The organism is Stenotrophomonas sp. YJH_SMC_16 (assembly GCF_059367875.1).
In genome coordinates this window covers 78,812-105,771 of sequence record NZ_JCAFRH010000002.1, presented here as the reverse complement: position 1 = coordinate 105,771, position 26,960 = coordinate 78,812, and the positions used below count along the sequence as shown (strand labels likewise).

Here is a 26,960-nt window from a genome sequence, read left to right as displayed (position 1 = left end):
TGGATTGATGGATCTTGCACATCGACCCTTAGGAATAATCGCAAAAATCCAACAAATTCGATGCTCGACGCGACAGCAGCGCCAGAATGATCGCCACGCCCTTCGGGCGCCGATCACCTCCCAGCGCATGAATGGATACCCTGCACCGCGCCGACTGCGGCTGGCACTCCTCGACGATCACGAAGTCGTCCGCCGCGGCACCGTCCTGCACCTGTCCCGCGACATCCGCTTCGACATCGTCGCCAGCCACACCCGCAGCGATGAGCTCGTTGGCAGCCTGCGCCGGCTGGCAGTGGATGTCGCCATCATCGATCTCACCCTGGCGCCCGGCGACCGCAGCAGTGATGAACTGGTTTCTCTCCTGCGCGAGTGCTTTCCTCATGTTCCCCTGCTCGCCTTCGCCACGCTGACGCCAACCACCCGCATCGATCACCTGCTGACGGCCGGCATCAGCGGCGTGGTCAGCAAGTCCGAGCCCCTGGAGATGCTGTCTGAAGCCATCGTGCGCATATCGCAGGGACTGTGCCGCCTGCCCGCCGATTGCCTGTTCCCGGCCAACCGCGAGGAACTCAGTCGCAACGAACGCGAAGTGCTGGACCTGCTTCTGGCAGGCCTGACCGTCTCCGAGATCGCGCTGCACCGCCACCGCAGCGTCAAGACGGTCAGCACCCAGAAGGTCGCCGCCCTGCGCAAGCTCGGGTTGCGCAATGACGTGGAGATCTATGCACTGCGGCGGCAGCTGGGGGTGCGATGAGGCGCCGCGCTCGTCTCCGTCTGCGCACTTCGTGCACCTTGCTGCTGGCCCTGATCCTGCTGCCCGCAGCCTCCGCCGAGGATGCGCAACTGCAGGAATGGTCCGCCGGCCGCGAAGTGCGGGTTGCCACCGCGCCATCACTGCGCCCGCTACCTGCAGCGCTGGAGGATTCACGCACGCCCCCTACCCTCGCCCATGGTTATGCCGACCTTGTCGCTCAGCATTCCGGCCTGCGCTTCCGCGATCTCACCTACACCAGCACGAGCGCGGCGGTCGCTGCCGTCTGCCGGCATGAGGCTGACCTGGTGCTGGTCATGGGCAATCCTTCGCATCGCCCGCTTCCTTGTCCCGACCTGATGGCATCGGGCGCTTTCCATGGCGGCAGGACGGTGCTGGCCTCGCGTAAAGGCGAGCGCCCACCCCGTGACGTCACCGGGGTGAGGGCGCAGGTGCTGGCCGTCGTTGACGGTGGCCCCTATGCCGACTGGCTGGCGACCCACCATCCTCAGATCCACCTGCTGCACCTTCACGACCGCCATGCGGCGCTGGCCGCCGTGGAGAGCGGTATCGCCGATGCGGCCATCGGCCTGGAAGCAACGCTGCAGTCGATGATCCGGAAGCACTTCGCGGGCAACCTGCAACTGCACCCGTTCGACAGCGATTTTTCCACCGATCTGCACCTGTTTGTCCGCCGCGAGGACCAGCAGCTGCTGGCGCGCATCGATCAGGCGCTGCGCGCCATCACGCTCGAAGAGCACGCAGGGCTGCTGGAGTTGTGGGCACAGCAGATGCTGCCCGCATCCATCGAGAGCACACTTGACCAGATGCGCCTCCCGCTCCTGCGATGGCTGCTGTGTCTGGCCACGGCACTCATCGGCCTGCCCGTGCTCTGGCAGGCGCTACGTTGGCGAATCGGCCGCACGGAACGCCGCCTGGGGCGCGCGGCGGGGATGATCAGCCATGAGGTGCGCAATTCCGCGCAGACGATTCTGGCTTCGATCGACCTGCTGAGCCAGTCACACCTGCCCAAGGGGCAGCGCGAACTGCTCGCGGCAGCGCTTGCTGCCGGCCAGTCGCTGCGCAGGCTGCTCGATCGCTCACTGGCGTTCTCGCGCCTTGCCAGCGGCAGCTTCAGGCCGCATCCCGTGCCCTGTGACGTCGGTCAACTCTGTGCCCGTGCACTGGAAGCCATCCGGCCGGAGGCACTACGGAGAGGCCTGTCACTCCAGCTCGATCGCACGCCTGATCCAGCGCCGGTGGTCGCGCTGGATGCCGATGGACTACGCCAGATTGTCGACAACCTGCTGGGCAATGCATTGAAATTCACGGATGTCGGCGGTATCGAAATGCGCCTGCAACTATCGCCCGCCCTGTCTCCCCGGGAGCTGTTGCTGGATGTGATCGACAGCGGCATCGGCATTGCGCCCGCTCAACTGGCGCTTCTGTTCCGGCCATTCCAGCAGAGCGAGGATGGCCAGAGACGTGGCGGCACCGGGCTGGGCCTGACGATCGCGCGCGAACTGGCCGTTGCCATGGGCGGCAACCTGACCGCACACAGCGTGCATGGGCGCGGCAGCCGCTTCACCCTGCGATTGCCGGTCCGCGCCGTCCACGGCGATCCGCCACCCATCGAGCCGCTGCAGCAGACACCACTGGCCGGCATCGACCTGCTCCTGGTCGAAGATCATGCACTCAGCCGGCACATCGTCGCAGAGCAGCTGCGCCGGCTGGGTGCGGATGTACGCGCGGTTGCCGATGCCGACACCGCATTGGCCGAGCACGCGCTACGACCGCGCGCCACGGTCATGCTGGACATCGGGCTTCGCGACTCGGATGGCTACGCTCTGGCGCAGCAGCTGCGCGCGCAGGCAGAGTCCCCCCTGCGAGTGATTGCCCTGTCCGCCCGCATGGGGCGCCGCCATGCGGCGCGCTGCCGAAGAGCCGGATTCGACGCCATCCTGGTCAAGCCATTGCAGGTTGCGAGCTTGCTGCAGGCGCTGGGCCTTCCGCCCCCGGCGCACCGTACTGCGCCCGATGACGCCCCTGGCGTCGAGCCGGATTACGCTGCGGACATTGCCTATGAGCTGGCCAGGATCGAACAGGCCGTGCACGACGTCGATGCTGCGACACTACGCCACCATGCGCACCGCCTGCAGGGCACGCTGCAGATGTGCCGGGCAATGGATCAGGCCGGCATGGCGGCCGCTCTGTGGGAGATGGGGCATGAGGCCGCGCCCGACTGGGTCCAGGCGCGGCGGCTGCTGCAGGGATTGCAGCAGTGGCACGGCTCCCGCAGGGCGGAAGCCGCACCATCGGCCTGATCAGGCCGCCAGGCGCTCGACCTGGCGACGGGTCAGGTCGTTGAAGCGACCCAGCGACATCAGGTGCTGATGGATCAGCGCCAACCAGCCGCTGCGGTGCCACTCGACCACGGTCGCTTCCGGCAGCGCCACGAACTTCTCCACGTCCACCACCAGGAAGCCGTTGAGATTGAACTCGCGGCCATCCGGGGTACGCACGGTGGCATTGCGCTCGACCAGCAGGCCGTTGTCGATCAGGGCCTTGGAGAAGGCCTGGGTCTGTTCATGCTCGCGGGTATACTGGCCGCAGAACTCCAGCGCCTGCTGCACCATGTCGGTGGCCTTGCCGTCCACGAACAGCGGCTGGCCTTCGTCACCGCCCTTGACCACGCGCGAACTCTCTTCGTCGATGCCCAGCAGGAAGTCGTTGTCCGCACCGGTGTCGATGAAGATGAAGGGGTGGCGACGCAGATAGGCCGGAATATAGGCCTCGTCTTCCCACAGGCCGTCCTTGATGAACAGGTTCTGGTCGGAAACACCAACGGCGGCCATCGGCACGGCGGTCGGGCCAGCGAACAGGATCGGGAAGTGGTGCAGGGCCAGCGAGAACTCGCCCAGCACCAGCGGAATGGCGTTGTTGCCGGCGGCAAACTCGAGCTTGCCCGGCAGGATGCGCAGATCGGCATGCACATCGGCCTGCAGCGGCACCGGACGGGTGTAGAACAGGGGGGCGCTGCTCGGCGCCGCTTCGGTGGTGGTGTCGCTGGTGGTCGTCATCTTGGGAACCGTTCGATCATGCGCGCCTGCCATCCCGGGCGCGCCAGCGGGAACAACCTGAATCCCGCATTATCAACAAGCTCGATGACAACGGCCACCCCACCGACGGCCTATTTCAGTTGCAGGGGGTAGCGCTGCCAGAGCACGTGGACCAGGAAACCGGCCAGCTCGGTGTCGCGCGCGCTGACTGCGGCGCGGATCTTGTCCAGCAGCACCATGTCCGAGCAGGAGCGCACATCGGCGTGGTTGGCCTGCCCTGCCCGGCGCGCGCGATAGCGTGCGGCCCGCTGCGCATCACTCATGGCGTACCCGAACTTGGGCGGACGACCGCGCTTTCGCGGCAGGGTCAGCTCCAGGGTTCCGGGGTCTTTGTCATCACGCATGAGAGGGGTGCGGGCGGCGGCGAGCAACGGGGGGTGCGCAATTTATCGTGAGGCATCACTTTAATCCAGCCTTTTCTGCAGTTTTGTTGCGATGCAATGCAAAAAATCGCATGCCGAGGGCTCCATCCACGCATGGCGTGGATCTACTGCGGAATCGCCGCGCCTTGTGTGGATACGGAAACCCGCCAACTCCCAGTAGATCCGCGCCATGCGTGGATGCGCGTTCCCGACCACAAAAAAAAGGGAGCCCGCGAACGGGCTCCCCTCACCTTCCTCATGCAGCGCGTACCGGCTCATAGCCGTGCAGGTGCGCCTCGCTGCTCGCCCGCCCCTGGCTGAGCGAACGCAGCGACGTGGTGTAACCCACCAGTTGCGCCAGCGGCGCAAAGCCACTGACCTCGGCGCGACCGTCCTGGTCGTCGATGCTGGCAATGCGACCATGGCGACGGTTGAGGTCGCCCACCACATCACCCACCGACGCTGATGGCGAATGCACCGTCACCGCCATCACCGGTTCCAGCAGCTGCGTGCCACCCTCGGCCAGCGCCGCCTTGATCGCCTCGGCACCCGCACGGTGGAACGCCATCTCCGACGAGTCCTTGGCATGGGTCTGGCCATCGACAAGACTGACCTCGATACCGACCACCGGATGACCCTGCGGCCCTTCCGACAGTGCGGCACGCACGCCCTTTTCCACCGCCGTGATGAAGCTGCGCGGGACCACGCCACCGACGATGCGATCGTTGAACACGATCTGGTCGTCCTCACGCGGCGCCACGTCCAGCACCACGTGCGCGAACTGGCCCTGGCCGCCGGTCTGCTTGACCAGCCGCCCGACGACGCCCGTCATCGCACGCATCGGCGTCTCCTGGTAGGCAACGCGCGGCGAGCCCACACCCACGTCCACCTTCCATTCGCTGCGCAGGCGTTCGACCATCACCTCCAGGTGCAGCTCGCCCATGCCCCAGACCAGGGTTTCCGCCGTATCGCGATCGGTTTCGACGCGGAAAGAGGGGTCTTCCTGGGCCAGGTTGGCCAGCCCCTGCGCCATCCGGATCAGGTCGGCCGCACGCGCCGGCTCCAGCCGCCAGGCCAGCACCGGCGCCTGTGCCTGGATGTTCTCCAGGCGCAACGGCAGCGCACGGCTGCTCAGCGTCTCGCCACTGACCGCATCCTTCCAGCCCAGTACCGCGACGATGTCACCGGCCACGGCCTGTTCGATGTCGTGGGTCTGGTCGGCCTGCACGCGAACCAGGCGGCTGACGCGCCGCCCTTGCGGATGCTGCGAACTGGCCACGGCGTCGCCCACCTTCAAGGTGCCCGAGTACAGCCGCACGAAGCTCAGCGCGCCGTGCTGCTGGTGGGTGATCTTGAACAGCAGGCCCGCCAGCGGACCGTCCGGATCCGGCGGCAGCACCACCTCGCCACCTTCGCTCTCGGCGCTCACCGCAGGGCGATCCAGCGGCGACGGCAGGTAATCGACCACGGCGTCCAGCAGCGTTTCGATGCCCTTGTCCTTGAACGCAGCACCGGCCAGCACAGGCACGCCCGCACCTGCCAGCGTCGCCCGACGGATCGCCGCACGCAGCGTCCCGGCATCGATCACGCGACCTTCCAGCCAGGCATCGGCCAGTTGCTCGTCGTGATCAGCCACGGCTTCGACCAGCGCATCGCGCTGTGCCTGCCACTGGTCGCGCACCGCGTCGTCCCACGGGGTCATCGTGGTTGCGGCGCCATCCTGCCACTGCAGCACGCGCTCATCGACCAGATCGACCCAGCCATTGAAGCCGCTTTCGCTGCCCAACGGCACGCCCAGTGCCCACGGCCGCGCCCGCAGCTTGTCCTGCAGTTGCTCCAACACGCGCTCGAACGAAGCGCCAACGCGGTCCATCTTGTTGACGAAAGCGATAAGCGGCACGCGATGGCGGCGCGCCTGGCGCCACACCGTCTCGGACTGCGGCTGCACGCCGTCCACGGCCGAAAACACGGCCACGGCACCGTCGAGCACGCGCAGTGAACGTTCGACTTCGATCGCGAAGTCGATGTGACCGGGGGTGTCGATCAGGGTCAGCCGATGCGGCGGCAGGTCACGCGGTGCCCATTGCGCCTGCACGGCGGCAGCGCCGATGGTGATGCCACGCTCGCGCTCGATCGCCGAAAAGTCGGTGGTCGCATTGCCGTCGTGCACTTCGCCGACGCGGTGGATTTCGCCGCTTTTCCACAGCAGGCGTTCGGTCAGCGTGGTTTTGCCGGCATCGATGTGGGCAATGATGCCGAGGTTGCGACGGCGGGAAAGGACTTGGGTGTTCATGAGAAAGGTTCCTGCAAAGCCAACTTCGGGGGCCGCGCACCCCGGTTGGCGACAGGGTGCGCGGCTAGCGTTCGGTCTCGGCGATCTGGTGCATGGCACGTTCTCCTTGCGGCACATCGGGTTACGGGGAATGGAACTGCGGAAACGAAAAGAGCGCCCCGAAGGGCGCTCTGTCGAAGGTCCAGCGATGGCCGTCTCAACGGCCTCGTGGGGCTCCAGGCAGACACGCCCGTTCCGCGCTTGCGCGGGTCAGGGTGAAAAACTTCAGGAGCGGCATCCGGTTCATGGGGCGCATTCTAGACCTGCCAATCTGGCGCGCAAGTGAATATTACGCACACAGATGGAACGATGAAGCCGGCGGGCATCGGGGTCGGACCCCTTTGCGACGGCCAAGGGCTCTGACCCCTCCCCTGCCTTAGTTGCAGTTGTGCAGCTTGCGCGCCTCACCCACGGTCGCCGCCTGGTCGTCCCCCATCGAGATCCATCCCTTCAACGACATCGCCAGATCCACCTGCGCCTGGCGCGGGCCACCATGGATCACCACCTCGGTCCAGCTGCCGACCGGCGCCAGCTCCGACAACCGTGCAGCCTGGTCGTCTTCGGTGCTGAACATATCGCCTGGCTCCGCAGGCTTGGCCTTGTTCACGGTCTCGGTCTTGCGCGCCCGGATCCGCAGCGCGCCATCGGCCATGCGTTGGGTGGTGACTTCATTGCGCTCCACCCCGTAGGCCCAGCTGCTCTCCCCCGCGCGACGGGTCTCGCTACCGTCGTCTGCCACCACCACGGAATCACCCGCCGCTTCTGCCACGGCCGCAACCGAACCCATTCCAGACATCAGCGCCTGGTAGGCAATCATCTGCCGCTGTTCGGTGGCCAGCGCAACGTCACCTGCCTTGCCGGCAGGAATCTGAAGGTACACCGCCTCCCTGCACAACATCAGTACCTGCTGGTCGTCCCAGCTGATGAGCACTTCATCACTGGCGAAATAGCGGGTCGCCACCGGAACCACAGGAGCGCTCCCGCCAGCGGAATACCGGCTCTCGATCAGCGAGGCCTGCTCGGCGGCCTTGATCAGGGAAACCGAGGATGCCGACGCAGTGCTGGCGGCGCATACGGAGGCGACCATTGCCGAGAGCAGCACGCCATGTGAAACAGTACGGATCATTGCATCAGTCCATTGAAGAGAACGAACCGCACATGATACGTCGCCTGGCAGAGCGCGTTGATGCTCAGGTCACCACCACCAGCGGCACCCCACGCCGTGGATGCTCCAGCACCACCACATCCTGCTGGTACACGCGCTGAAGATTGTCTTCGGTCAGCACCTGCAATGGCGTGCCATCGGCCGCCACCCTGCCCTGTTCCAGCAGCACGATGCGATCGGCATAGCCCGCGGCCAGATTGAGGTCGTGCAGCACCACGATCACGCACGCACCGGCCTCGGCACAGGCACGCACACTGCGCAGCGTGCGCTCCTGGTGGCGCAGATCCAGCGCGGCCGTCGGCTCATCAAGCAACAACAGCGGCGTGTCCTGCGCCAGCACGCGCGCGAACGTGGTGCGAGCCGATTCGCCACCGGACAGCTGCTGCACCTCGCGCAGGCGCAGCGCCTGCAGTTCGGCTGCATCGATGGCCGCTTCCACCCGGGCATCGTCCGTGACCGGGTCCGGCGGATGCGGCAAACGCCCCATCGCCACCACTTCTTCCACGCTGAAGGCAAAGCGCACGCCGTGCTCCTGTGGCATCACCGCGCGCTCGCGCGCCAGTGGTCCGGCCTTGTAGCTGGCCAGCGGATTGCCCAACAGGCTCACCTCGCCCGCATCGGCGCGCAGGTCACCGGCAGCCACCGCCAACAGCGTGGATTTGCCCGCGCCATTCGGTCCAACCAGGGCGGTCACCGTACCCGGCTCGAACGCCAGCGAGATGCCATGCAGGATCTCGCGCTGCTGGCGGCGCACCACCACCTCGTGCAGTTTCAGCAGCACGCTCATGGGGCCGCCTTGCGGCGCTGCTGCAGCACCAGCCAGAGGAAGAACGGTGCGCCCAGCGCGGCCGAGAACAAGCCCAGCGGAATCTCCGCGGGCGGATCGAGCGTGCGTGCGGCGGTGTCGGCCACCACGATCAGCAGCGCACCGAGCAGGCCGGACAACGGCAGCAGCCAGCGATGCCCGGGGCCGACCAACAGGCGCGCCACGTGCGGCACCACCAGGCCAACGAAGCTGATCGAGCCGGCAAAGGCCACCGCCGCGCCCACCAGCAGCGCACTGAACGCCACCAGGCGACGACGCGTGCGGGTGACATCCAGCCCGAGGTGCTGTGCCTGGCGCTCCCCCAGCGCCAGCATGTCCAGCGGCGTGGCCAATCGCTGCAATGCGAACACGCCAATCGCAAACAACGGCACCACCGCAGCCACGTCGGCCCAGTTGGCGCGCGCGAGCGAGCCCATCTGCCAGAACACCAGCGACTGCAGTTCGCTTTCGCTGGCGATGTAAGTGAGGAAACCAATCAGCGCCGAGCAGAACGCGGCCATCGCGATACCGACCAGCAGCAGCGTGGCGTTACCCGTGCCCTTGCCAGGCCGGGCCAACGCATACGTCAGGCCGATCGCCAGCGCACCGCCGACGAACGCGGCCACAGGCACCAGCCAGCCCGCCGCACCGGCGGCGCCCAGCACGATGGCGGCCACCGCACCCAGTGCAGCACCCTGGCTGACACCGACGATGCCGGGGTCGGCCAGCGGGTTACCGAACAGGCCCTGCAGGCTGGCACCGGCCATCGCCAGCGACGCACCGACCATCGCGCCCAACAAGGCACGCGGAATACGCAGCTGCCAGACCACCGCCAGATCACGGCTACTGACCGCCTGCGGATCGAGCAGGCCCAGCTTCACCGCCAGCGCCTGCATCACCTCCAGCGGCGGCAGCCGCAGCGGGCCCACAGCGAACGAGGCCAGCACCGCACCCAGCAGTGCCAGCAACGCCACCAGCAACATTGTCCGCCCGCGACGGCGGCGCCGATCCACCGGACTCATGCCTTCGGCAACGCCGCCAGGGCCTTGGCCAGCGCCAGTGCGCCAGCACCGGAACCGACACTGGTGTACTTCAGCTGCACATCCGGCATCACCCAGACCCGATTGGCCTGCCCGGCCGGGGTCTGCTTCAACGTCGGGTACGCCTTCCACAGGCCTTCGGCACCACCGAACAACTGCAGGTCATGCTCGGTCACCAGGATCACCTCCGGTGCCGCGGCAACCACGCCTTCATTGCTCAGCTGCGAGTAGTTCTTCACCCCGGCCTCGGTGCCGATGTTGACGCCGCCAGCCAGTGCGATCAGCTGCGCCGACGCGCTGTCGGCACCGGCAACAGTCGGCGAGCCACCGGCACCGGTGGCCGACACGTGGATCACTCGTGGCGCATGGCCCAGGCCCTTGCCAATCGCTGCAGCCTCGTCGAGCTGGCGCTGCACCTGCGTGGCAAGTGCCTGCCCTGCCTCGGCCAGCCCTAGTGCGGCGGCGACCTTGCGCACCTTGTCCGGGGCCGGCTGCAGGTCATCGATGACCACGGCCGGCTCGCCCACTTCGCGCAGCTTCCTGGCCAGCTCGGTGTGGCGGCGCAGGCTGTTGCCGAGGAACAGCGAGCCCTGCAGGCTCAGCACGCCCTCCACGCCAGTGGTTCGGTTGAACAGGAACTGGTGCGGTGCGGCCAGGCCGGCCTGGGTGGTGGTGTTGGTCGGCGCGGCAAATACCTGCTTGCCCAGACCCAGCGCCTCGATCACCGCGATGACATCGTCACCACCGGCAATGATCCGGCTGGTGTCGGCCACTTCGACGTCGGCACCATCATCGGAATGCACCTTGGCCGGCAGCACGGCCTTCTGGTCATGCACCGTCGGCATCTCGGCGCCGGCCACGCGCTGCCAGCCTGCCGGCAACGCGGTTGCCGCAGCGGCCGTTGCAGTGGGCGGCTCGCCGGCCTTCTGGCCATCAGGCGGCGTCGACGCACCGCCACAGGCGGCCAGCGCCAGCGAAACAGCCAACGGAAGCGCACACAGGCGCAGACGGGACGCGATGTTCATGGACGTTCTCCTTGCTGGCAGGGCGACGCGCACGCCGCCCTGCCCTGTGACTTACTGCTTCGGGGTGATACGGGTGATGCGGTCACCCTTCGGGTCTTCAGCGCCACGCGACTTGTTCACCGCGAACACGTTGCCCTTGCCATCGGCACGGACGTGGTTCGGCAGCGTACCGCCATCGAGGTTGGCGACCACCTTGCCGTCGCCGTTCACCACGGTGACCGTGCCAGCGCCACGGTTGCTGACGTAGGCCAGGCCGGAGGCATCATCGAAGGCGACGTTCAGCGCGCCGGCGCCGACCGGCACATCGTGCAGCACCGTGCCGGCGGCCACATCGACGATCAGCAGGTTGTCGGTGCCCTGCGAGGCCACGTACAGGCGGTTGCGCGCGGCGTCGAAGGCCACGCCCGAGGCACTGATCGAGTTGCCCAGGTCGATGACCTTCTCGACCTTGCCGCTGGCCACATCGATCACCGCCGCTTCCGGGGTGCCGATGCTGACGGTGAACAGCTTGCCAGCCTTTTCGTCCAGCACCAGGCTCATCGGGGTGAACTTGCCGTCATCCACGCCGGATTCCAGCGTCACCTGCGCCAGTTCCTTGAAGGTCCTGGCATCGAACACCGACAGGTGGTCCTCACCGGTGGCCGAAGCGAACACCTTGCCGCGGGTGCCATCGACCACTACGTCGCGCGCGTGCGGCACGGTGTCGACCGGGAACTGGTGGACCAGCGACAGGTCCTTCTGGCGGTAGACCGCGATCGAGTTCTGGCGGGTATTGGTCACCCACACATTGCCGTTGGTGTCATCCACGCCCACACCGTAGACCGCATAGACCGCGCCATTGGTGCTGCCCGGCACCTGCGCCGGGGTGATCGCCTTGGTCACCTTCAGGGTCTTCGGGTCCAGCTTCAGCAGCTGCGACTGGGTCACCGGCGGACGGCCCACGGCCGAGGTGACGAACACCGCGTTGCTGGCGGCGCTGTAGGCGGACTGGTACAGGCCCGGCACCAGCTTGTTGGACTGGGTGGCGAACTGCGCCTGGCCGGACAGCGGCAGCTGCGGCGAGACGCGCAGCTTCAGCACGGTCGCTGCAGCCGGCTGGCTGGCGCGCACCACCACCGGGTGAGTGCCCGGCACCGCATCGGCCGGAATGCTCAGCTGGGTCTTGAAGTTGCCATCGGCGTCGACCACCACCGGCTGCGTGTTGAGCACGCTGTCGCCACGCAGCAGGCTGACTTTCTGGCCCGGCACGAAGCCGCGACCGACCACGTCGGCAGTGCTGCCGGGAACCACGTTCTCACCGCGCGAGACGACCTCACCCTTGAAGGTGGCGTTGGCCGGCTGATCGAACACCGGCTGCGCGGTGGCGGTCACCGCGAGCAACAGGCCGGCGGCGAGAGAGGTGAGACGGAAAGACGGACGGAACGACATGGAAGGCTCCTTGCACACGTAGGCCGCGCCACGTGACGCGGGATTCATCGGTTGCCTGGGCCGCTGCACGTCGGCAGCCTCGCCTGGGTAGTGGGGTCGCACGGCATCGCGTGCGAAGGGATTCACTCGGCGGCGTTGTCACCACCCGTGGGGACACCGTCACCGGCGCTGCGGTCGGTCACGCCGTACAACTCATGCAGCGCGGCATGGAACGACGCGGGCAGCATCGGGCCATGGCCGAGGCCGTCGAACTCCCGGTACTGCACGCTCAGGCCCGGCACCTTGGCCAACCGTTCGGACAACTGCATCGCCGCATCCGGGGTGGCGCCACCGATGCGGCGCAGGTGCGCGACCACGCGCGGATTGTTCATGTCGCGCTTGCCACGATCACCGACGCGCTCGGCGCCGCCCAGCATCAGCCAGAGCTTTGCCGGCTGGCCATGCATGTTCTGCACGAACTGCTGTTCCGGATCACCCAGCGCCGCGCCCTGGCTCCACCACAGCGACGGGCTGGCCGCCAGGTAGGACTGGAAGGCGGCGGGACGGGTGTACAGCGCATTGAGCACGAACAGGCCGCCCAGCGAGTGACCCCACAGCGCTTGCTGCTGCGCATCGATGCGTGCGCGACGCTCGACTTCCGGCTTGATGCGGCGCTCGATCACATCCAGGAAGGCCGCGGCACCACCACCGACCGCCTGGGTTGTACCGCTCTCGTCGTCGGCACGGTCGATCCACGCGGTGTAGTCGCGGGTGCGCGCCTTGGAATCGATCCGAAGGTCATTGTCGTAGCCGATCAGCACCAGCACCGGTGGCGCCTTGCGCGTGGCCAGTTCGGCCAGCAGCGGCTGGTCCAGGACCATGGCGACGGCGTTGCCGTCCAGCGCGTACAACACTGGGGATGGTGTCTTGCCGGCCTTGGCCGGGATCGCCAGGTTCACCCGCCAACGGCGCTGCCGGTCCGGGCTGTCCACCACGAAATGCTCGAAGCGATAGCTGGCCGCCGGCTCGTCGAGCACGGTGTGGCCGATCTTCTGCAGCGGATTGCGCTGCTGTGCATAGGCATACGGGGTGGCCAGGAGCAGACCCATCATCAAGGCGGCCAAGCCGCGGGCCAGCAGACCACGGCGCGAAGGCGGGACGAAATGCTTCATCAGCGGCAGCAGAAGCGGCCCAGGGCCGCCGGTTCACAAGGGACCGCAGTCTACCTTAAACGCGAATGATTATCACATCGATCGAACGTCACGCTGTGTATCACGCGCGCGATGAAGGCCTTCAGGCTGGATTCGTGCAGCGGGCATGCGGCAAGCTACGCAACATCAACACAAACAGGGACTGTCACAGCGTGTACGCCATTTGCCGTAACCTTGCCCGAAAAGCGCTCGACACCATTCGCCCGCACGTCTTTGCCGTGAGCGTCCCGAGCGCCGAAAGGCCCGCCTGCAACATCTGTGGCTTCCGTTTGCGGGCGTCTCGGGAGGTCATCGCCGAGCGGGAGGCGCGTAGCTGCATCGGCTGCGGATCCACGCTCCGGTTCCGAGCCCTCATGGCGGCACTGCAGACCGAAATGGACGAGGGGCGGGAGGTCCGCGTGCTTGAACGCATCCCCGGTTGCAAACAGCTCAAGGGAATCGGAATGACCGACGCGCACATCTATGCCGTGGCCCTGCGGCGGAAGTTCGACTACATCAATACCTACTTCCACACCCAGCCGATGCTGGACATCCGGCACCCGGCAGAGCAATACCTGGGGAAACATGACTTCGTTGTCAGCTCCGATGTCCTGGAACACGTGGACGGACCGTGCGAACGCACGCTCGGGAACCTGCGGGCGCTGCTGAAGCCGGGTGGACTTCTTGCACTCACCGTTCCCTATGGATATCACGACGTCACGATCGAGCACTTTCCCGAACTCAACGACTACCGGATCGAGGGCACGGGCCCGGACCGGATCCTTGTCAACATCACCAAGGATGGCAGGGAGCAGCGATTCTCTGACCTGTCCTTCCACGGCGGTGACGGCTCCACGCTGGAACTGAGGATCTTTTCATACCCGCACTTGGTGCGATTGCTGGAGGAAGCAGGCTTCGTCGATGTCAAGCTGCACGACAGCCAGTACCCACAATGGGGCATCATCCACAACAGCCCGTTGGGCCTGCCCATAACGGCGCGCGCGGCGTAGCGCCGGCAGCGGCCCGGAAACAATGAAGCCGGCGTTACGCCGACTCCATTCACCTGTGCTGTAGCGTCGGGCCGTGTGCGACTCACGCAGTGTCAGGGCCCGGACGGAACCGGACCATAGACATTCTCCTGCGGCGTGCCCGGCAGCAGCGAGAAGATCATGATCACGATTCCACCGCCCGGCACCAGCGCCAGCAGGAACAGCCAGCCCGACTGGTTGCAGTCATGCAGGCGGCGCACGGTCACCGCGATCAGCGGCACGATCGTCGCCAGCCACATCACGCAGAGCAGCACCACCATCCCGATCAGGATGCCGGCCAGCGCATCGGGACTGTTGCGCAGGAGGATCGCCAGCACGCCGGCCAGCAGCATCACTGCCGTCGCCACCAGGAACAGGAACAGCTGGTACATCCAATACTCGCGGCGGTTGGCGCGGCCCTCGAACTGGGCATAGCGCTTCAACGGCAGAATCATTTCCTGCACGGCATCGATCCTTGAAAAGAGAAGCCGCGCAGTGTGCCAAATGAACGCGCGCAGGACAATGCAGCGCCGAGCCATGCTCGGCTGCTGTTCCAAGAGGTACCTGTAAGCCCATGCAAGAGCGAAGTCGAGCATGGCTCGACTCTACAGAAGCCGGGTCAGCGGCCCTTCGCGGCCCGCGCCGCTTCGCGCTCGGCGCGCAGCCGATCCAGCTTTTCCTTCAGCTTGATCTCCAGGCCACGCGGTACCGGGTTGTAGTACACGCGCTCGCCCATCGCATCCGGGAAACCGGTCTGGTCCAGCGCGATGCCGCCTTCGGCGTCATGGTCGTACTGGTACTCGGCGCCGTAGCCCAGCTCCTTCATCAGCTTGGTCGGCGCATTGCGCAGATGGAGCGGCACTTCTTCGGTGCCGCTTTCGCGCACGTCGGCCTTGGCCTGGTTGAACGCGGCGTAGCCCGCATTCGACTTGGCGGTGCTAGCCAGGTACAGCACAAGCTGGGCGAAGGCGAGTTCGCCTTCCGGGCTGCCCAACCTTTCGTAGATGTCCCAGGCTTCCAGCGCCATGCTCTGCGCGCGCGGATCGGCCAGGCCGATGTCCTCGATGGCCATGCGGGTCAGCCGACGCGCCAGGTATGACGGATCGCAACCGCCGTCGAGCATGCGGGTCAGCCAGTACAGCGCGGCATCAGGATTGGAGCTGCGTACCGACTTGTGCAGCGCCGAGATCTGGTCGTAGAACTGCTCGCCGCCCTTGTCGAAGCGGCGGGTACGATCGGCCAGCACCTGGGTCAGGGTCTGCGGCGTGATGCGGCCACCCTCCCCGCCCGCCAGCTCGGCGGCAATTTCCAGCAACGTCAGCGCACGGCGCACATCACCATCGGCAGCGGTAGCGATTTCCAGCAGCAGCTCAGGCGCGACCTCGATGCCCTCTTCGCCCAGGCCCCGCTCGCGGTCACCCAGTGCACGTTCCAGCGCCTCGACGATATCGGTTGGCGAGACCGCTTCCAGCACATGCACGCGGCAACGCGACAGCAGCGCCGAGTTCAGTTCGAACGACGGATTCTCGGTGGTGGCGCCGACGAACAGGATGGTGCCGCGTTCAATGTGCGGCAGGAACGCATCCTGCTGCGCCTTGTTGAAGCGATGCACCTCGTCCACGAACAGCACGGTGCGACGGCCTTCGGCGAAGCGCTGGGCGGCCTCGGCCAGCACCTGGCGCACTTCCGGCAGACCGGACAGCACCGCAGAGATGGCACGGAATTCAGCGTCGGAGTACTCGGCCAGCAGCAGCGCCAGCGTGGTCTTGCCGCAGCCCGGCGGCCCCCACAGGATCATCGAATGCACGCGCCCGGATTCGACGGCGCGACGCAGCGCACTGTCCGGGGCCAGCAGGCGTTTCTGCCCGACCATTTCGTCGAGGGTGCGCGGGCGCATGCGCTCGGCCAGCGGGCGCATGTGTTCCCGATCGACGCTCAGTAGATCGGGGCCAGGGAAGGAAGTGGAGCGATGTCTTGGCACGCGGCTATTGTACCGCGCCGGGTGACCACGATTCCGGTAGTGCCGGCCGCTGGCCGGCAGTTCAAGAGCGTGTCAACCAAGGTTGACACCCACCAAGGCGGTACCGGTTGATACCCACCAGAGCAGGTAGCGCCGGGCCATGCCCGGCGACCGCCATCAATTACCGATGACGTCGGTGCCCTTCGGCGGGGTGAAGCTGAAGGTGCCGGCGGCAAAGCCCGGGTTGCGCTTCCAGCCACTGAAGCTGATCACGGTGCGCTGGCCGACCGCGTCGGTGATTTCCATCCTGGCCAGGCCCTGGGCGTTGAAACCCAGCGCGGCGTACTGGAAGCTGGCTTCGGTCTCCCGCTTCGGCGACAGTGACAGCCACTGCAGGCCGTCACGCTGCGCAGCCTCTTCACTGACGTCATACTGCTGCTCCAGCAGCGCGGGATTGATCAGCGCGGTCAGCGGGCTGTTCTGCTCTTCCTTGCCCTGCTCGCGCACGGTGGCCTGTTCCAGGTCCGGCTCGTACATCCAGACCTTCTTGCCGTCGGCCACGATCAGCTGTTCGTGCGGGCGCACGTACTCCCAGCGGAACAGGCGCGGCGCCGACAGGGCCACGCGGCCGCTGGTCGATTCCTTCACCTTGCCACGACTGTCAAACACCTGCTGGCTGAACTGGCCATCCAAGCCCTTCAGGCCGCTGGTGAAGGTCTTCAGGTCATCGCGGGCGCCAGCCCAGGCGCTGCCGGCGGCGGCGCAGGCCACGGCCAGGGTGGTGGTGGCAAGAAAACGGCGGAAGCGGAAGTTCATGCGGGAATCCTGTGGGCGCGGGCGCCAGGAAAGGTGGTTGCCAGTGTGCCCGGGGAAAGATGAATGGGCGATCAGGGCGACATTATGCCGCCCTGAACGTCCATCGGCGATTCAGCCGCCGGATGCCGGCAGCTTGCCGTACAGCACCTGGCCACGGAAGCCGCGCCGCACTTCGCGATACAGCGCGCGGAACGCCGGATAATCCCGCGGCTGGCACAGTGCCTCCGGGCCGCGCACCGCATTCTGCTGCAACCGGTGGTGCACGATCACCTCCTGCCCTTCGCGGCTCCAGTCCACGCGGTACTCGCCGGCGGCGTTGGCGAATCGCTGGCTGGCCGGGATGGCGATGATCGGCGCGCTGGCCGGGAACTGCAGGCGGTAGGTCTCCTCGCGCAGGCTGGCATTGCAGTAGAACGGCGTCTCGTTGGCCGGCGCCGAGGCAGTGGCGTACAAGCCACGCACCGACTCGCCACCCGGCGGATCCGGCACGGCCATGCCGCCGGCCACGCTGAAGTCGGCGTAATCCTCGGCCTGGAACGCCATGCGGTAGCCGAACGGCCGGGTCAGGTCGACCGGCACACCCTGGATCTGCAGCTGCCCTCGCCCGTCGAAACCGGAGGCGGCCATGATCTGCTCTTCAGCGCGCGCACGGTTCTGCGCGTTGAGCTGGGAGAACTGGGCGCGCATGCCGATCTCGGCGTTCTCGCCCAGCTTCGGGATCGTCTCGCCGCGCAGGTTGCCGTTGGCGTCGAAGGTGAAACGCACTTCCATCGAGGTGGCGTTGCGCTCCGGCGTGTTGGCCGGGGTGCGTGCCAGCGTGGCGTCCCGTGTGCGCATCACCGGCGCACCCAGGTCACCCTCCGGCAGCTGGCCGAAGCGCGCCCACGCGGTGGTCGAATCGAGGTACAGATCAAATTCGGGGATGTAGGTGATGGCGTGGTTGAAGCGGCCCAGCACCGGAATCTTCGGCAGCGTCGGGCCGCCGCCCGCACCGATCAGCACCGGCGAGCTGGCGATGCCCTTGGCCGCCAGCAGCGCCTCGAGGATCGTCACGTGATCCTTGCAGTCGCCGTAGTGGTTGTCGAGGATGCTCTGCGCGCTGTTCGGTTCCAGGCCACCATTGCCCAGGTACACCGCCACATAGCGGATGTTCTGCGCCACCCAGCGGTACAGCGCATCAGCCTGATCGCGACGGTCGCTGATGCCCGTCGTGATTTCGTCTGCCAGCGCCTGCAGTTCCGGCGTGACCTGCGCCGCCGGGCCAGCCTTGAGCTGGTAGGCGCGCCCCATCTGCGACCAGTCACGATACGTGCTGGCCATGATGTTCGGACCGAACTCCCAGCCCGCCGCCGACCAGTTCTGTGCCGGCATGGCTTCGCGACGCTGGTAGCGCCAGCGCCACTGCGCCTGGCCATTCTTGACCGTCGGGCGATCGCTGCCCTGCACGCCGCGGCTGTCGACGAACATCGGCAGGTTGGCCGGCGCACTCAGGGTGACCTCAGCGTCCTCGTACTCGGTAAAGACGTTGAAGGTTTCCCACAGGCCAAAGTAGCCCGGGAAGTACGGCGTGACCTGGGTGCGGCGCACCTGGTAGTACAGGCGCGTGCCCGGGGCCAGGTTCGGGAATACGATCACCCGCACCTTGCGGTCGGCATACATTGCCGCCGAGGCGCTGGAGTAGCTCTCCTGGGTGTAGATGCGGTCGGCCGGCACGTCGCGGCGCTGGCCGTCGGCGGTGATGGTGTAGGCGCCGAGTACTTCCAGCGTCTCCATCTTCTCGCTGTAGCTCAGCCGCACCTGGCTGAACTGCTCGACGGAAGCCTTGGTCTTGAGCAGGACTTCGTAGGTTTCGGTCTGCACATTGCCCGCATCCGGCCGCACCTGGTAGTCGGCGCGGTAACGGACAATGCTGAAATTATTGCTGGCTTCGGTATCGCCGCTGGTGGAAGGCGGCGCCGTGGCGGGCGCGGAGGTGGCGGTGTCTGCCAGTGCCGGGCCGGCAGCCAGGAAGGCTGCCAGCGCCAGTGCCAGCGCGCTTGGTACGGGGTGAAGCATGCGTCGGTTCCTTGGACGTCGTGGGGGATACGTCGGGTCTTACTTCGGCGGCGGCGGAGCCAGCACCGTGCGGTCGCCGTTGTGCTCGGGCGAACTGACCACGCCGGCCGCTTCCATGGCCTCGATCAGTCGCGCTGCACGGTTGTAGCCGATCTTCAGCCGGCGCTGCACGCCGGAGATCGAGGCGCGGCGGGTCTCGGTCACCACCCGCAGTGCTTCGTCATACAACGGGTCGGACTCGTCGCCGGACGAACTGTTCTCCGGCAGTCCGGTGGCGCCGACGACCACGCCGTCGCCCATCGTCTGCACTTCGTCCAGCACGCCGTCGACATAGTCGGCCGGGCCCATCGCCTTGAGGTGCTCGACCACGCGATGCACTTCATCGTCGGACACGAACGCACCATGCACGCGCTCGGGCAGCGCGGTGCCCGGCGGCAGGTACAGCATGTCGCCGTGGCCGAGCAGGGTTTCCGCGCCGGACTGGTCGAGGATGGTGCGCGAGTCGATCTTGGAGCTGACCTGGAAGGCGATGCGCGTCGGAATGTTGGCCTTGATCAGGCCGGTGATCACGTCCACCGACGGGCGCTGCGTGGCCAGGATCAGGTGGATGCCGGCCGCACGCGCCTTCTGTGCCAGGCGCGCGATCAGTTCTTCCACCTTCTTGCCGACGATCATCATCATGTCGGCGAATTCGTCGATGAAGATGACGATGAACGGCAGCGTCTCCAGCGGGCGCGGCGCCTCGCCCAGCTCGGGGTTCGGCTTGAACAGCGGGTCCATCAGCGGCTGGCCGGCGTCCTGGGCTTCCTTCACCTTCTTGTTGAAGCCGGCCAGGTTGCGCACGCCGACCGCGCTCATCAGCTTGTAGCGGCGCTCCATCTCGGCCACGCACCAGCGCAGGCCGTTGGCGGCCTCCTTCATGTCGGTGACCACCGGCGCCAGCAGGTGCGGAATGCCCTGGTAGACGCTCAGTTCGAGCATCTTCGGGTCGATCATCAGCATCCGCAGGTCTTTCGGCGAGGCCTTGAACAGCAGGCTCAGCACCATCGCGTTGACCGCCACCGACTTGCCCGAACCGGTGGTACCGGCCACCAGCAGGTGCGGCATGCGCGCCAGGTCTGCCACAGTCGAGCGGCCAGCGATGTCCTTGCCCAGCGCCAGGGTCAGTACGCTGGCCGACTTGTCGTATTCCTTGGAACGCAGCAGTTCGGAGAGGTAGATCATCTCGCGGGTGACGTTCGGAATTTCCAGGCCGATCACCGACTTGCCCGGAATCACGTCCACCACGCGCACCGACTTCACCGACAGGCCACGCGCGATGTCCTTGTCGAGCGAACTGATCTGGCTGACCTTGATGCCCGGCGCGGGCTCGATCTCGAAGCGGGTAATGACCGGGCCAGGGTTGGCGCCGACCACCTGAGCGTCGATGCGGAAGTCCTTCAGCTTGAACTCGATCTGCCGCGACAGCGCGTCCAGGGTTTCCTTGTCGTAGCCCACCGGCTGCGGCTTGGGGTCGTCCAGCAGGGCCAGCGGCGGCAGGTCGGAACCATCCCCGTTGACGCCACGGAACATCGGAATCTGGGTATCGCGCTTGGCCCGATCACTCTTCTCGATCACCGGTTCCGGGCGCGGTTCGATCTTTACCGGCTCGCGCTTGGCGCGCACTTCGGCGTCGGCCTTGCGCACTTCCTGGCGCTCCTCGCGCATCACCCGCGTCTGCTGCCACTCGGTGACTTCTTCTTTCTTGCGCGCCAGCAACGGTGCCAGCGACATCACGCCACGGCCGATCTTTTCCATCACCGTGAACCAGGACAGCCCGGTGGCCAGGGTGATCGAGGCCAGCAGCAGCACCAGCACGAACAGGTTCGCGCCCAGCGCGCCGAAGCCCACCGTGAGCGAATTGCCAACCAGCTTGCCGAGAATGCCGCCGGCACTGGAGACATCGCCACTGAACAGGCGCACGTGCAGGAAGCCGGTCCCGGCGATCAGGAAGCCGACCAGGCCGACCAGGCGCAGCGCCGGGTCCAGGTCGTTCTCGCCCTTGCTCTCGCGCTTGAGGCCGAACATGGCGATCCACGCCAGCGCGCCCAGCACCACCGGCAGCAGGAAGGCGATGTAGCCGAACAGCTGCAGCAGCACGTCGGCGATCCAGGCCCCGGCGCGACCGCCGAGGTTGTGCACCGGCGCGACCACGCTGCCGGTATGCGACCAGCCCGGGTCCGTCGCTGAATACGTGAACAGACTGGCCGCCAGGTACAGCAGGGCCGGCGCGATGGCGATCAGGCCAAGATCGCGCCAGAGGCGCTGGCGGCGTGGATTGTCGGTCGTCGCCGCCGCGGCCGTGCGACGTGACGCCTTGCTGTCGTCGGACTTGGAGCGTTCGGGGACCTGCTTCGCCACCTTAGACCATACCTTTGGAATGCGCTGTTAGTGATTGATAATAAATGAGACGGCGTCAGTTTTCAGTTATGCGACATCCGACAGGGCGTTCAGAGCGCCGGAACCATCGCCGGATGACGGCGTTCTGTTCATCGGCTTGAATCGCCCTGCCCCAGCCGCCACTCTATGACCTGCCAAGGATGCTGCGCAAATATCGCCAGCGCCTTGTCCCATCTACCTTTTCGCGAGTTTACATGAGCACCAGCCTGCCCTCCCGCCACCAGCGCCTCGTCATCCTCGGTTCCGGCCCGGCCGGTTGGACCGCCGCCGTCTACGCCGCCCGCGCCAACCTGAAGCCGGTCGTCATCACCGGCCTGCAGCAGGGCGGCCAGCTGATGACCACCACCGAGGTGGACAACTGGCCGGGTGATGCCCACGGCCTGATGGGCCCGGACCTGATGGCGCGCATGCAGGCCCATGCCGAGCGCTTCGAGACCGAGGTCATCTTCGACCACATCCACACCGCCGACGTGTCGCAGCGCCCGTTCAAGCTGATCGGCGACAGCCACGAGTACACCTGCGATGCGCTGATCATCGCCACCGGCGCCACCGCCAAGTACCTGGGCATCCCGACCGAGGACGAGTTCAAGGGCCGCGGCGTGTCCGCCTGCGCCACCTGTGACGGCTTCTTCTACCGCGACCAGGACGTGGTCGTGGTCGGCGGCGGCAACACCGCCGTGGAAGAGGCCCTGTACCTGTCCAACATCGCCCGCAAGGTCTACCTGGTCCACCGCCGCGACACCCTGAAGGCGGAAAAGATCATGCAGGACAAGCTGTTCAAGAAGGTGGCCGAAGGCAAGATCGAGACCGTCTGGCACCACCAGGTGGAAGAAGTGCTGGGCAACGACGCCGGCGTGACCGGTGTGCGCGTGAAGTCCACCCTGGACGGCAGCACCCGCGACATCGATGCCCACGGCTTTTTCGTGGCCATCGGCCATCACCCGAACACCACCCTGTTCGACGGCCAGCTGGCGATGAACAACGGCTACCTGGAGATCCGCTCGGGCCTGGGTGGCAATGCCACGCAGACGTCGGTGGAAGGCGTGTTCGCCGCCGGCGACGTGGCCGACCAGCACTACCGCCAGGCGATCACCTCGGCCGGCTTCGGCTGCATGGCCGCACTGGATGCCGAGCGCTACCTGGACGCCCAGGGCAAGGCCAGCTGAGAGGCTGACCCGCTCCTGCAGGGTCGAGCCAGGCCCGACTCCGGATGATAGGCCGACGCCAGTGCGTCGGCCTTTCTGTTTCATCTGCCCTATCCTTCCCCCATGTCTTCCCCCCGCTTCCTCGACTCCCTGCAGTCCATTGCCGCGACCGACTGGGATGCCCTGCACGACGGCCGCAACCCCTTCGTCAGCCACGCCTTCCTTTCCGGGCTTGAACAGCACGGCTGCCTGCGTGAGGACTGGGGCTGGCAACCCCGGCACTTCACCCTGTGGGAGGGCGGCACGCTGGTCGGCGCCATTCCGGGTTACCTGAAGACCAATTCGCATGGCGAGTTCGTGTTCGACCATGCCTGGGCCAACGCGTATGCCCGCCACGGCCGCGACTACTATCCGAAGTGGCTGGGCGCGGTGCCGTACTCGCCGGTCACCGGCCCGCGGTTGCTGGTCCGTCACGATTCAGGGCGCATCGCGCTACTGTCGGCATTGCGCGAGGCGCTGCCCGCGCTGCACGTATCCTCGGCCCATATCAACTTCCACACCGCCAGCGATGAGGCTCTGTTCGATGACGACTGGCTGCTGCGCGAGGACGTGCAGTTCCAATGGCAGAATCCGGGTGACTGGGCGACATTCGACCAGTTCCTCGCTGCGATGAACCACAAGCACCGCAAGAACATCCGCCAGGAACGGGCCAAGGTCACCCGCCAGGGCATCACCTTCCGCGTGGTGCACGGCGATGAAGCCAGCCGCGCAGACCTGCAGGCGATGTACCGCTTCTATCTGCAGACCTTCCTCGAATACGGCAACGCCCCGGCGCTGACCGAGGCCTTCCTGCGCCATCTGGCCATTTCACTGGGCCGCGGGCTGGTGCTGTTCCTGGCCGAACAGGACGGCGAGCCGATTGCCGGGGCGCTGTGCCTGCGCGGTGGCGATACGCTGTACGGCCGCTACTGGGGCGGCGCCACCCTGCCCGGCCTGCATTTCGAAGCCTGTTACTACCAGGGCATCGAGTACTGCCTGCGCGAAGGTCTGAGCCGTTTCGAGCCCGGCGCACAGGGCGAGCACAAGCTGGCACGTGGCTTCCTGCCGACCCTGGTGCGCAGCCGACACTGGGTGGCCGATCCGGATTTCGCAGAGGCACTGCAGGACTGGTGCCGACAGGAGCGGCAGAGTGTGCGGCGGTACCAGCAGGAGCTGCAGGGGCATGGGCCGTTCCGCGCAGAGCCGTAGCGTCGAGCTTGCTCGACTTGCGCGGTGCGGAAAAGCGTGCCAACCAAGGTTGGCACCTACCGGGGCAATGAGGCGTGCCAACCGACGTTTGCATCTATCAGAGCAATAGCGATGGCGCTGTGCTCAGGTGCACTGCCAGAAATGCCCGCTCACCCTGCACTTCGCACACCAGAACGTGTAGAGCATGCCGCCACTGCCCCATAGCAGCGCGCCCCCACCGGTGGTCGGCAGCGTCGAATCCAGCTGCATCACGAAGGGCATCTCCTCACCGCAATCGATGCACGCCGGATACCAGGCACTCTGCACCCAGCTCGGTGCGCCGCCCACGCGCGACAGGTTCTGCCGATGATTGGACTGTCCCCAGTCCTGCTGCCGCCAGCGCGAGGTATCCATGGCGGCCAGGCCGACCTCGGCCTGCATCAGGTCACCGCTGTCGGTCGGCGTCGCCGGCACCTCCAGACGCTGGCTGGGGTGGCAGCTGGGCAGGCCGCTGGCATCGTGGCGATAGAAACGCACGGGCGGATCTTCCCAGCCGCAGCAGTCCAGGCACAGGCCCAGCGTGATCTCACCCGCCGCGCCCGGCTGCAGCGCGGCAGCGTCGGTTCGCAGCAGGCGCTGCAGCGGTGCATGGCAGCTGCCACACAACGATTCCAGCGGCCCTCCCATCTGCCCGGCGTACTGTACCTGCCCGCCATTCCAGGTCGGGTGCAGGCGCCAGATGCGCTTGCGCCAGCTCGGTTCGTCCGCCTGCTGCGCGCGATGCTGCTCGCGGCCGAAGCGGATGTGCAGCGGCCGCTCCCCATGCAGGCGCCGCGGCTGCGGTCCGTCCGCGACGCCGGCCCAGTGCGCCCAGACCTCAGCATCCAGCGCGCCCCAGTCAGCGAGGTAGCCGCGGGCAACGGCATAGCTCTCGGGCTGCGCCGCCAGCAGCAGCGCCCTGGCCCGCGCCATCTCGCGATCGTCGTCGGCCTCAACCAGAATCTGCGCCCACTGCACGGCAATGACGGAGGGCAGGCCCTGCCATACCTGCGAAGCCAGCTGCAGCTCGTCTTCGGTGGCCAGCGCCAGCAAGGCCTCCCAGTCGTCCTGCAGCACCTGCGGCGCCTGGTAGCTGGTGAATTCGATCACGCTGGCCAGCAGTTCGCCGCGCTCGCCATCCCGATAGCGGCGCCAGGCCTCGGCACAGACCGGCACAATCGCTTCATCGGGCAGCAGATCCAGCGCCATGTCGAGAAAGGCCGAGCTGGGTGAACGCCGGGCAAGGGCCAGCAGCATCAGCGCACCGAGCTGGCCGGGCTGTTCAGTGGCCAGCGCCAGCAGCATGCCCTGGCTGTCGTTGCGCGTGCGCGGGATATCGTGCACATCGAGGATGGCGGTGATCGCGTCACTCATGCGTGGGCTCCTTGCCGTTGGACGCTGATGGTGCCAGACATCAGCGATCGCCACGACGAATACAATGGCGGCATGACCCGCCAGCTGCCCTGGCGCCTGGCCGATGCGCCGGACGCTCCCTTCCCTCCGGCTGAAACCGCACTGCGCCAGCCCGACGGCCTGCTCGCGGTGGGCGGCGACCTGCATCCGGTGCGCCTGCTCAATGCCTACGCCGGCGGTATCTTTCCTTGGTTCAGCGAGGGCGAGCCAATCCTGTGGTGGTCGCCGGACCCGCGCATGGTATTCCGTACCGAGGGCGTGCACCTGTCCAGCCGCTTCCGCCGCCAATTGCGCGGCAGCACGTGGGAGATCACCGCCGACACCGCTTTCAGTCGTGTGATGCGTGCCTGCGCCGCGGCACCGCGACCGGGCCAGGACGGTACGTGGATCAGCCCGGCGATGGTCGAGGCTTACAGCCAGCTGCACGACCTGGGGTTTGCCCACTCCTTCGAGGTCTGGGACCGGCAGACGCTGGTCGGCGGCATCTATGGGGTGGCGATCGGATCGATGTTTTTCGGCGAAAGCATGTTCAGTGGCGCCAGCGGCGGCTCCAAGATCGCCCTGGCCGCCCTCGCATCCACCCTGCGTGACTGGGGCTGGGAACTGATCGATGCCCAGGTGGAGAATCCGCACCTGCTGCGGATGGGCGCCGAACACCTGCCGCGCGCGGACTTTCTGGAGCACGTCCGTCAGGCCGTACACCGTGACGGCCGTGAAGGCCCCTGGACCCAGGCGGTCGGACGCTTGCCAGCACGGCGTTTGGCCGGGGGTTAACACAAACTTTGCAAGCCGGGCCCATCACGCGTAAAATACCGCGCCTTAGGCCCAGCGTGGCCGTTTTCTGAACCGCACAGGACTACATGTCGAAAGACGATTCCATCGAGTTCGAGGGCACCGTCAGCGAGACGCTGCCGAACACCACTTTCCGCGTTCGTCTGGAAAATGGGCACGAAATCATCGCCCACATCTCCGGCCGCATGCGCAAGAACTACATCCGCATCCTCACCGGTGACCGGGTCAAGGTTGAAATGACCCCGTACGACCTGACCAAGGGCCGTATCACCTACCGCATGAAGTAAGCGGTCGGCGCAATGCGCCACTCCGACAGGGCCGGCCTCGCTGCTGGCCCTTTGTCGTGCGCGGAAGAAAATGCGCGGCACCGAGATCGTTCGATTTTCGTCCTTGTCTGAAATCCGGCATCGCGCCGGGACTCTAGACTCAACGCGTTCTTCACAGAAGGCGCTGCGCGCATGACCTACCTGATCGTCCTGGACCCGCAGTCCGTCACCAGCCGCTGCTACGCCAGCAAGGGCCCGGACGGCACTTGGTTCGGCCAGCCCTGCCTGGTCTGCACCAGCATGGACGCATCCCACCCACTGTATCTGGCCGTGCAGCGCGAGGTCCCACACATGGGCAGCACACTCAAGCAGCGACTGCACATTCCGCATGAAGCGGTCGCATTCGTCATCGAGGATGGCGGCAACCAGGGGCGCCAGCAGGGATTCCGTTCGATCGCAGCCTGATGCGCCAAAGGTCATCGTGACCGATCTCACCGTGACGTCGGTCAGCCCTGCTTGCGGCAGATTCGCATTTGCAGCGGCGGCGGCATCCTGGGATCCGATCCAGTCCGGATCGCCGCCCC

General features: G+C 66.6%; 23 protein-coding genes. 8 read left to right on the top strand and 15 right to left on the bottom strand.

Annotated features, from left to right (window positions below):
* Positions 1-7 precede the first annotated feature (7 nt).
* On the top strand, positions 8-754 hold the full coding sequence (locus AC5P6E_RS05230; RefSeq protein WP_237707010.1) for a LuxR C-terminal-related transcriptional regulator: 747 nt from the start codon (positions 8-10) through the stop codon (positions 752-754).
* The gene (locus AC5P6E_RS05225; RefSeq protein WP_311069202.1) at positions 751-3,075 is read left to right on the top strand and encodes an ATP-binding protein; all 2,325 of its coding nucleotides are present in this window, start codon (positions 751-753) and stop codon (positions 3,073-3,075) included. Before AC5P6E_RS05230 ends, AC5P6E_RS05225 begins: the two co-directional genes overlap by 4 nt.
* Here AC5P6E_RS05225 and AC5P6E_RS05220 read toward each other — a convergent pair whose 3' ends face one another.
* The 9 genes from AC5P6E_RS05220 to AC5P6E_RS05180 all read right to left on the bottom strand — a co-directional run bounded on the left by AC5P6E_RS05220 (position 3,076) and on the right by AC5P6E_RS05180 (position 13,178).
* Positions 3,076-3,831, bottom strand: a complete 756-nt coding sequence (locus tag AC5P6E_RS05220) for a SapC family protein (protein ID WP_010485810.1) — start codon at positions 3,829-3,831, stop codon at positions 3,076-3,078.
* A 110-nt stretch (positions 3,832-3,941) separates the two neighbouring features.
* Complete coding sequence (locus AC5P6E_RS05215; protein WP_005409616.1) at positions 3,942-4,214, bottom strand: hypothetical protein; 273 nt, start codon at positions 4,212-4,214, stop codon at positions 3,942-3,944.
* A 274-nt stretch (positions 4,215-4,488) separates the two neighbouring features.
* Positions 4,489-6,525 carry an elongation factor G gene (fusA, locus tag AC5P6E_RS05210; protein ID WP_495230738.1) on the bottom strand — a complete coding sequence of 679 codons (2,037 nt, stop codon included), beginning with the start codon at positions 6,523-6,525 and terminating at the stop codon, positions 4,489-4,491.
* A 415-nt stretch (positions 6,526-6,940) separates the two neighbouring features.
* Positions 6,941-7,690, bottom strand: coding sequence for a hypothetical protein (locus tag AC5P6E_RS05205; RefSeq protein WP_019337459.1), 750 nt, complete (start codon positions 7,688-7,690; stop codon positions 6,941-6,943).
* Between the two features lie 64 nt (positions 7,691-7,754).
* Positions 7,755-8,516: a heme ABC transporter ATP-binding protein gene (locus AC5P6E_RS05200; protein ID WP_049409838.1), complete on the bottom strand. Its 762-nt coding sequence runs from the start codon at positions 8,514-8,516 to the stop codon at positions 7,755-7,757.
* The gene (locus AC5P6E_RS05195; RefSeq protein WP_049481266.1) at positions 8,513-9,556 is read right to left on the bottom strand and encodes a FecCD family ABC transporter permease; all 1,044 of its coding nucleotides are present in this window, start codon (positions 9,554-9,556) and stop codon (positions 8,513-8,515) included. The genes AC5P6E_RS05200 and AC5P6E_RS05195 overlap by 4 nt, the downstream gene beginning before the upstream one ends.
* A complete protein-coding gene (locus tag AC5P6E_RS05190) occupies positions 9,553-10,599 on the bottom strand; it encodes a heme/hemin ABC transporter substrate-binding protein (protein WP_495230737.1) in 1,047 nt (348 codons plus the stop codon). Before AC5P6E_RS05190 ends, AC5P6E_RS05195 begins: the two co-directional genes overlap by 4 nt.
* Positions 10,600-10,650: 51 nt before the next feature.
* Positions 10,651-12,027: a YncE family protein gene (locus tag AC5P6E_RS05185; protein WP_495230736.1), complete on the bottom strand. Its 1,377-nt coding sequence runs from the start codon at positions 12,025-12,027 to the stop codon at positions 10,651-10,653.
* Positions 12,028-12,149: 122 nt separating this feature from the next.
* Entirely contained in the window at positions 12,150-13,178 is a 1,029-nt protein-coding gene (locus tag AC5P6E_RS05180) for an alpha/beta hydrolase (protein ID WP_495230735.1), read from the bottom strand.
* 65 nt (positions 13,179-13,243) lie between these two features.
* Here AC5P6E_RS05180 and AC5P6E_RS05175 point away from each other — a divergent pair, with 65 nt between their 5' ends.
* Positions 13,244-14,206 carry a class I SAM-dependent methyltransferase gene (locus AC5P6E_RS05175; protein WP_019337453.1) on the top strand — a complete coding sequence of 321 codons (963 nt, stop codon included), beginning with the start codon at positions 13,244-13,246 and terminating at the stop codon, positions 14,204-14,206.
* Positions 14,207-14,298: 92 nt separating this feature from the next.
* Here AC5P6E_RS05175 and AC5P6E_RS05170 read toward each other — a convergent pair whose 3' ends face one another.
* The 5 genes from AC5P6E_RS05170 to AC5P6E_RS05150 all read right to left on the bottom strand — a co-directional run bounded on the left by AC5P6E_RS05170 (position 14,299) and on the right by AC5P6E_RS05150 (position 21,455).
* Complete coding sequence (locus AC5P6E_RS05170) at positions 14,299-14,688, bottom strand: DUF805 domain-containing protein (protein ID WP_029550756.1); 390 nt, start codon at positions 14,686-14,688, stop codon at positions 14,299-14,301.
* A gap of 155 nt (positions 14,689-14,843) precedes the next feature.
* Complete coding sequence (locus tag AC5P6E_RS05165; protein ID WP_228355318.1) at positions 14,844-16,142, bottom strand: replication-associated recombination protein A; 1,299 nt, start codon at positions 16,140-16,142, stop codon at positions 14,844-14,846.
* A 219-nt stretch (positions 16,143-16,361) separates the two neighbouring features.
* The gene (gene lolA / locus AC5P6E_RS05160; RefSeq protein ID WP_049448152.1) at positions 16,362-17,000 is read right to left on the bottom strand and encodes an outer membrane lipoprotein periplasmic chaperone LolA; all 639 of its coding nucleotides are present in this window, start codon (positions 16,998-17,000) and stop codon (positions 16,362-16,364) included.
* Positions 17,001-17,111: 111 nt separating this feature from the next.
* Positions 17,112-19,055, bottom strand: a complete 1,944-nt coding sequence (locus AC5P6E_RS05155) for a DUF3857 domain-containing protein (protein ID WP_010485836.1) — start codon at positions 19,053-19,055, stop codon at positions 17,112-17,114.
* Between the two features lie 39 nt (positions 19,056-19,094).
* Positions 19,095-21,455, bottom strand: a complete 2,361-nt coding sequence (locus tag AC5P6E_RS05150; RefSeq protein WP_010485837.1) for a DNA translocase FtsK — start codon at positions 21,453-21,455, stop codon at positions 19,095-19,097.
* Positions 21,456-21,688: 233 nt separating this feature from the next.
* On the opposite strand from AC5P6E_RS05150, the gene trxB reads away from it, so the two are divergent.
* Both trxB and AC5P6E_RS05140 read left to right on the top strand, forming a co-directional pair.
* Positions 21,689-22,660: a thioredoxin-disulfide reductase gene (gene trxB / locus AC5P6E_RS05145; protein ID WP_014037154.1), complete on the top strand. Its 972-nt coding sequence runs from the start codon at positions 21,689-21,691 to the stop codon at positions 22,658-22,660.
* Between the two features lie 102 nt (positions 22,661-22,762).
* Positions 22,763-23,887: a GNAT family N-acetyltransferase gene (locus AC5P6E_RS05140; RefSeq protein WP_312717462.1), complete on the top strand. Its 1,125-nt coding sequence runs from the start codon at positions 22,763-22,765 to the stop codon at positions 23,885-23,887.
* Between the two features lie 123 nt (positions 23,888-24,010).
* Here the strand turns inward: AC5P6E_RS05140 and AC5P6E_RS05135 are convergent, their stop codons facing one another.
* On the bottom strand, positions 24,011-25,279 hold the full coding sequence (locus tag AC5P6E_RS05135; RefSeq protein ID WP_257471119.1) for a hypothetical protein: 1,269 nt from the start codon (positions 25,277-25,279) through the stop codon (positions 24,011-24,013).
* 72 nt (positions 25,280-25,351) lie between these two features.
* On the opposite strand from AC5P6E_RS05135, the gene aat reads away from it, so the two are divergent.
* The 3 genes from aat to AC5P6E_RS05120 all read left to right on the top strand — a co-directional run bounded on the left by aat (position 25,352) and on the right by AC5P6E_RS05120 (position 26,841).
* Positions 25,352-26,092, top strand: coding sequence for a leucyl/phenylalanyl-tRNA--protein transferase (gene aat / locus AC5P6E_RS05130; protein WP_049409900.1), 741 nt, complete (start codon positions 25,352-25,354; stop codon positions 26,090-26,092).
* 86 nt (positions 26,093-26,178) lie between these two features.
* Entirely contained in the window at positions 26,179-26,397 is a 219-nt protein-coding gene (gene infA, locus AC5P6E_RS05125) for a translation initiation factor IF-1 (protein WP_005409596.1), read from the top strand.
* Between the two features lie 171 nt (positions 26,398-26,568).
* Entirely contained in the window at positions 26,569-26,841 is a 273-nt protein-coding gene (locus AC5P6E_RS05120) for a hypothetical protein (RefSeq protein ID WP_019337443.1), read from the top strand.
* Positions 26,842-26,960: the final 119 nt, after the last annotated feature.

Bases quoted from the DNA above. Each gene is read 5' to 3' on its own strand.
- AC5P6E_RS05165 (WP_228355318.1), bottom strand. From the start codon at position 16,142: ATGCGCCCGCTGGCCGAGCGCATGCGCCCGCGCACCCTCGACGAAATG.
- AC5P6E_RS05225 (WP_311069202.1), top strand. From the start codon at position 751: ATGAGGCGCCGCGCTCGTCTCCGTCTGCGCACTTCGTGCACCTTGCTG.
- infA (WP_005409596.1), top strand. From the start codon at position 26,179: ATGTCGAAAGACGATTCCATCGAGTTCGAGGGCACCGTCAGCGAGACG.
- AC5P6E_RS05220 (WP_010485810.1), bottom strand. From the start codon at position 3,831: ATGACGACCACCAGCGACACCACCACCGAAGCGGCGCCGAGCAGCGCC.
- AC5P6E_RS05190 (WP_495230737.1), bottom strand. From the start codon at position 10,599: ATGAACATCGCGTCCCGTCTGCGCCTGTGTGCGCTTCCGTTGGCTGTT.
- aat (WP_049409900.1), top strand. From the start codon at position 25,352: ATGACCCGCCAGCTGCCCTGGCGCCTGGCCGATGCGCCGGACGCTCCC.
- AC5P6E_RS05230 (WP_237707010.1), top strand. From the start codon at position 8: ATGGATCTTGCACATCGACCCTTAGGAATAATCGCAAAAATCCAACAA.
- AC5P6E_RS05180 (WP_495230735.1), bottom strand. From the start codon at position 13,178: ATGAAGCATTTCGTCCCGCCTTCGCGCCGTGGTCTGCTGGCCCGCGGC.
- AC5P6E_RS05200 (WP_049409838.1), bottom strand. From the start codon at position 8,516: ATGAGCGTGCTGCTGAAACTGCACGAGGTGGTGGTGCGCCGCCAGCAG.
- AC5P6E_RS05155 (WP_010485836.1), bottom strand. From the start codon at position 19,055: ATGCTTCACCCCGTACCAAGCGCGCTGGCACTGGCGCTGGCAGCCTTC.
- AC5P6E_RS05195 (WP_049481266.1), bottom strand. From the start codon at position 9,556: ATGAGTCCGGTGGATCGGCGCCGCCGTCGCGGGCGGACAATGTTGCTG.
- AC5P6E_RS05140 (WP_312717462.1), top strand. From the start codon at position 22,763: ATGTCTTCCCCCCGCTTCCTCGACTCCCTGCAGTCCATTGCCGCGACC.
- lolA (WP_049448152.1), bottom strand. From the start codon at position 17,000: ATGAACTTCCGCTTCCGCCGTTTTCTTGCCACCACCACCCTGGCCGTG.
- AC5P6E_RS05175 (WP_019337453.1), top strand. From the start codon at position 13,244: ATGATTATCACATCGATCGAACGTCACGCTGTGTATCACGCGCGCGAT.
- AC5P6E_RS05185 (WP_495230736.1), bottom strand. From the start codon at position 12,027: ATGTCGTTCCGTCCGTCTTTCCGTCTCACCTCTCTCGCCGCCGGCCTG.
- AC5P6E_RS05120 (WP_019337443.1), top strand. From the start codon at position 26,569: ATGACCTACCTGATCGTCCTGGACCCGCAGTCCGTCACCAGCCGCTGC.
- AC5P6E_RS05215 (WP_005409616.1), bottom strand. From the start codon at position 4,214: ATGCGTGATGACAAAGACCCCGGAACCCTGGAGCTGACCCTGCCGCGA.
- AC5P6E_RS05205 (WP_019337459.1), bottom strand. From the start codon at position 7,690: ATGATCCGTACTGTTTCACATGGCGTGCTGCTCTCGGCAATGGTCGCC.
- fusA (WP_495230738.1), bottom strand. From the start codon at position 6,525: ATGAACACCCAAGTCCTTTCCCGCCGTCGCAACCTCGGCATCATTGCC.
- AC5P6E_RS05135 (WP_257471119.1), bottom strand. From the start codon at position 25,279: ATGAGTGACGCGATCACCGCCATCCTCGATGTGCACGATATCCCGCGC.
- trxB (WP_014037154.1), top strand. From the start codon at position 21,689: ATGAGCACCAGCCTGCCCTCCCGCCACCAGCGCCTCGTCATCCTCGGT.